At 62.4% G+C, this 4,589-nt stretch carries 5 protein-coding genes; 3 read left to right on the plus strand and 2 right to left on the minus strand.

What is annotated here, in order from left to right; all coding sequences use genetic code 11:
- Both ACR652_RS03985 and ACR652_RS03990 read right to left on the minus strand, forming a co-directional pair.
- Nucleotides 1-860, minus strand: an 860-nt coding sequence (locus tag ACR652_RS03985) for an efflux RND transporter permease subunit (RefSeq protein ID WP_434505227.1), incomplete at its 3' end; no start/stop codon positions are given.
- Complete coding sequence (locus ACR652_RS03990; protein WP_434505228.1) at nucleotides 857-1,966, minus strand: efflux RND transporter periplasmic adaptor subunit; 1,110 nt, start codon at nucleotides 1,964-1,966, stop codon at nucleotides 857-859. The genes ACR652_RS03985 and ACR652_RS03990, both read right to left, overlap by 4 nt.
- A gap of 85 nt (nucleotides 1,967-2,051) precedes the next feature.
- Here ACR652_RS03990 and ACR652_RS03995 point away from each other — a divergent pair, with 85 nt between their 5' ends.
- The 3 genes from ACR652_RS03995 to ACR652_RS04005 all read left to right on the plus strand — a co-directional run bounded on the left by ACR652_RS03995 (nucleotide 2,052) and on the right by ACR652_RS04005 (nucleotide 4,069).
- The gene (locus tag ACR652_RS03995; RefSeq protein ID WP_434505229.1) at nucleotides 2,052-2,630 is read left to right on the plus strand and encodes a TetR/AcrR family transcriptional regulator; all 579 of its coding nucleotides are present in this window, start codon (nucleotides 2,052-2,054) and stop codon (nucleotides 2,628-2,630) included.
- Nucleotides 2,631-2,754: 124 nt separating this feature from the next.
- Nucleotides 2,755-3,288: a universal stress protein gene (locus ACR652_RS04000; protein ID WP_434505230.1), complete on the plus strand. Its 534-nt coding sequence runs from the start codon at nucleotides 2,755-2,757 to the stop codon at nucleotides 3,286-3,288.
- Complete coding sequence (locus ACR652_RS04005; protein WP_434505231.1) at nucleotides 3,230-4,069, plus strand: TIGR01458 family HAD-type hydrolase; 840 nt, start codon at nucleotides 3,230-3,232, stop codon at nucleotides 4,067-4,069. The genes ACR652_RS04000 and ACR652_RS04005 overlap by 59 nt, the downstream gene beginning before the upstream one ends.
- Nucleotides 4,070-4,589 lie beyond the last annotated feature (520 nt).

Consider the following 4,589-nt stretch of genomic DNA (forward strand, 5'->3'; position numbering starts at 1 on the left):
GCCGCGAGCATGATGGTGGGCTCGCCCTGGTGTCGGATGAGGTAGGTGGGAGGATCCTCGTAGCCGCGGCGGACCTCGGCGACGTCGGAGAGCTTCAGCGTGCGCCCCGCCGCCACGATTGGCGTATCGGCGATCGCCTGGGCGCTGTCATAGGCCCCGTCGATCCGGATGAAGACCTGCGGCCCCTGTGTGTCGATCGAGCCCGCTGGCGTGACAGTGTTTTGCCTCTGCAAGGCGGCGACAATATCCTGCGCCGACACGCCGAGGGTCGCCAGTCTGGCGTAGGAAAACTCAACGAATATCTGTTCGGGACGTTCGCCCAGAATATTGATCTTCTTGACGCCCGGCACGTGCAGGAGGTCCTGGCGAATCGTCTCGGCCTGCCTTGCGAGCTCCCGCATCGGCATGCCCTTCGCCTTGAGAGCGTAGAGACCGAAGCTCACATCCGAATATTCGTCATTGACGAAAGGGCCGACCACGCCGGGCGGCAGCTTGCGGGCTTCATCCCCGAGCTTCTTACGAGCCTGGTAGAACTCCTCCTGCACCGCTGATGGCGGCGTGCTGTCCTTCAGCGTGACCGTCATATAGGCGTAACCCGGCCGTGTGGTCGTCTCCACGCGGTCGTACCAGGTCAGCTCCTGAAGCCGCTTCTCCAACGGTTCGGCGACCAGGTCCTGCATCTCGCGCGCCGTCGCCCCCGGCCATACCGTCGTGACCGTCAGGGTCTTGATGGTGAAGGAGGGGTCCTCCGCCCGCCCGAGCATGACAAAGGCATAGGCGCCCGCCGCCGCCAGCAGGAGGATGAAGAAGAGGGTGACGGCCCGTTCGCGAACGGCGATCGCGGAAAGATTGAGGTTCATTGGCCGCCCCTGCTTTCAGACGCAGTCCTGACGCGCGCGCCGTCTTGCAAAAGATGAGCGCCGAGGGAAACAACCGGGTCGCCAGAACTCAGTCCGGAGATCACGGCGGTTTCACTGGCAATACGCACAAGCTTGACGGGTCGAAAGTGAACGGTCGAGGTGGCGCTGTCGAAGACCCAAACGCCGGTCTTCCGGCCATCATCGAGCACTGCTCCGAGCGGCACTTGGACTTCCGGCCGGCTCGCCTTGCTCGCCAATCGAATGGTCACCGTGGCGCCAAGGGGCGCCGCCGAAGCCGCGCCATCGAGCACGTAGCGCGCCTCGTACGTGCGGGTCTGACCATCGGCGGAATCCGACAACTGCCGGAGATGCGCTGTATAGCGGCGCCCGTCGCCCCCATACACGCTGGCCTCGGCCGCCGAGCCAATAGCCGGTCGGATCGTTTCGGGAAGCGAGACCACCGCTTCGCGGGGGCCGGCTTGTGCAAGCCGAACCACGGTTTGGCCGGCGGAGACGACCTGTCCCGGTTCGCCAAGCGTTTCCATTACCGTTCCGTCGGCGTCCGCCACCAGGACAGAATAGGCCGCCTCGTTCTCGGAGACCCGCGCCTCGGCTTCCGCGGCCGCGAGTTGCGCCTTGGCCGAATCTGATGCGGCTTTCGCCTGCTCGTAGCGCTGTCGGGTAACCCATCCTTCGCTTAACAACTTGGCGTATCGCCGCTCATCCGGGACCAGCTGGGTGACGGAGGCGCGGGCCGCTGCGACGGCGTTACGCTTCGCGGTGAGCGCATGGCGTAGGTCCGTTTCGTCGATCCGCATCAGCGGCTGACCGGCTTTGACCTGCTGCCCGGCATTCACAAGCCGTTCAACGATCTTACCGGCGACGCGAAAGCCGAGATCGCTCTGCACCCTCGCCCCTATGACGCCTGTGAAGCCGCGTTCAGATCCGTTCACCGGCGTTGCGGCCGCCAATTTGACGACCGGCGGCTCCTGCCTCGGGTCGCTCATGGCCGAGGCTACCTGGGTGCGGATCGAAACTGTGGCGAGCGCGACCGCTCCCGACACCATGAGGAGGCCCCCCAGCACAACAGCGGGTCTCTTTTTCATACCCGTCTCCTCAAAGAAAAATTAGATTGTATTCGAACTCTATCTCGGATAGATTTCGAACGCAATCTAAAAAATGGAGGTCGGGATGCGGGTGAGTCGCACTCAGGCAGCGGAAAACCGCGAGACTGTAATCAGTGTGGCAAGTCGCCTCTTTCGGGAGCACGGCTTTGACGGCATCGGCCTTAAGGATCTGATGAAGGGCGCCGGGCTGACCCAAGGCGGCTTTTACAAGCAGTTCGCGTCAAAGGAGGACTTGGCCGCACAGGCGTCCAGGCGAGCCTTGGAGAGCGCCTTCACCCGATGGTCGGCCGCGATCGCGGCCAAACCCGAGGATCCGCTTGGCGCGGTGATGGCGTTCTACCTCAGTATGGGCCATCGCGAGAAAAAGATGGACGGCTGCCCTCTCGTGGCGCTCGCCTCAGACGCCTCCAGACAGGGCGGCGAGGTGAAGGCGTCATTCGAAGCCGGCATCAAGGCGCATCTTGAAGTCCTTGGCCGCTTGGTTGCCGAAACCAACGATTCGGAGGCCAAGGGCAAGGCCATGGCCGTCCTCTCTCTGATGGTTGGCGCGGTGACGCTATCGCGCGCCGTCAACGACCCTGATCTCGCCCAAGCCCTTCTGGATGCGGCAGCCAAACAGATTCGCGAAGTCGTCGCTACTTGAAGAGATGGGCCACCATTTTGCCGAGCTTGCAAATTGGCGTCTCCGGACTGCCGGCATGGCTGAACGACGCAGAGGTTTTCGCTCTAGATTACCCAGTTGGGCACAGCGACCTCGAGACGCCGCGATGTTTAAGAAGATCCTCCTTCCAGTCGATCTTGCCGACCCAGAAATAAGCGAGGCCGCAATTCTGGCGGCTTTGGCTTTGGCTTTGGCTTTGGCTTTGGCGAAAATTTCGGACGCCGATCTGCGGCTTGTCTATGTTCAGTTCTCGGTTCCAATCGCTTTTGCGGACTACGTCCCGGTCGACCTCGGCGACCGACTGCGGCTCGCCGCAGAAGAGAAGATTTCAGAACTGGCGGATTCGGTTGAATACGCGCAGGAGCGTGTTTCGTCGATCGTGCGCTTTGGAGGCGTTGCCTCGGAGGTCCTTGCCGAGGCGAACGATTGGCCTGCCGACCTGATCACGCTCGGATCGCATCGTCCGGGCATCGCCACCTATCTCTTGGGATCCCACGCCGCCGCCATCGTCAGACACGCGTCATCCGGGGGGCAACGGTCGACAAGCCGTCGACGGCGCCTTGATATTCAGGAGGATTTTCATGGATGCTGTTCCAGCGAGCCACGGAGCCATAAACGCCCTCGAAGGCGTGCTGATTGATCTTGATGGCGTTGTTTACGTGGGAGACGCGGCCTTGCCGGGCTCGCTGGAAGCGATCAAAAGGCTTCGAGCCTCGGGGCTTCCTTTCCGCTTCGTGACGAACACGACAAGACGTCCCCTCCGACGCATCGTCGAGGATTTATCGCGCCTGGGGCTCTCGGTCTCGCCTGAAGAAATCTACACGCCTGCGGCTTTGGCGCGATCCTTCCTGCTCCAAAGAGACCTCATGCCATTTCTTGTTACGCACCCCGATCTCCAGGAGGAGTTCGCCGACATTCCGCCAAGGAACGAGGAAGCGGTAGTCATAGGCGACGCAGGTGAGTTTTTCACATACGACCTTCTCAACCGCGCGTATCGCAAGATCATCGGCGGGGCCGTCTTCCTGGCGTTGGCGAAAAACCGGTGCTTTCTCGACCGCGATGGCGAATTGAGCCTAGATGCGGGCCCCTTCGTGAAGGGGCTCGAATTTGCCTCTGGCCGTGAGGCGTTGGTGCTGGGCAAGCCCTCGCCGACGTTTTTCAGTCTTGCTGTATCCGGGCTCCATCGCCCCGCCGGTCGGGTGGCCATGATCGGCGATGACGCCGAAGCCGATGTCGGCGGCGCGATGGCCGCAGGCTTGCTGGGCGTTCTTGTCCGGACAGGAAAGTACCAGACAGGACAGGAGGCGCGTCTCCCTCAACGGCCCACCTTCGTGGCGGAAAACCTCGCGGCCGCCGTCATTTGGCTGTTGGAATGCCGTGCACGGGCGACATCGCGTGACGTCCCCACAAACACACGATGAATTCATCGACGCCCGGCCGCCGCGTGGGCATAGTTGTGCTGCTGGCCACTAGAAGGGTCTGCGCCCTCGCCGAGAGGCTGATGGCTCAAGACCCTTTCTCAAGAGTTCCAAGGCGTCCTCAGCAATTTCCTCAGGCACGTCCTGTCCGTTGCATGCCCCGGGTGGCAACCAGTACAGCGCGCTTCAGCGCGGGCTTGGTCGACCGCGATCAGTGGCAATTCGAGCAGCAGCAGCACGGGTAGCCTCGTCGATTAGGTCCTAATTGATGCCAGCCCCTTCGGTTTGTCGCATTACGAATACATGAGAAATATCGCCGTCCGGTTTCCCAATCTTGTGGCCTCGGGAGCCGCCGCGCTAGTAAGCGAAGGCGGCTGAGCCGACGCAACGCTACCCCTTGCTGGCTCGGCCGCCGCAACCCTCCTAGCCTAGACAATCAAGACGTTCGGCCGCGCCGCAATCTTATGATGGCCCGGGCGGCGGCCAAGATCCGGCGCGAGGTCGCCCGGCTGGTGCTTGATCC

Source organism: Methylocystis sp. (assembly GCF_051061225.1).
GTDB lineage: Bacteria > Pseudomonadota > Alphaproteobacteria > Rhizobiales > Beijerinckiaceae > Methylocystis.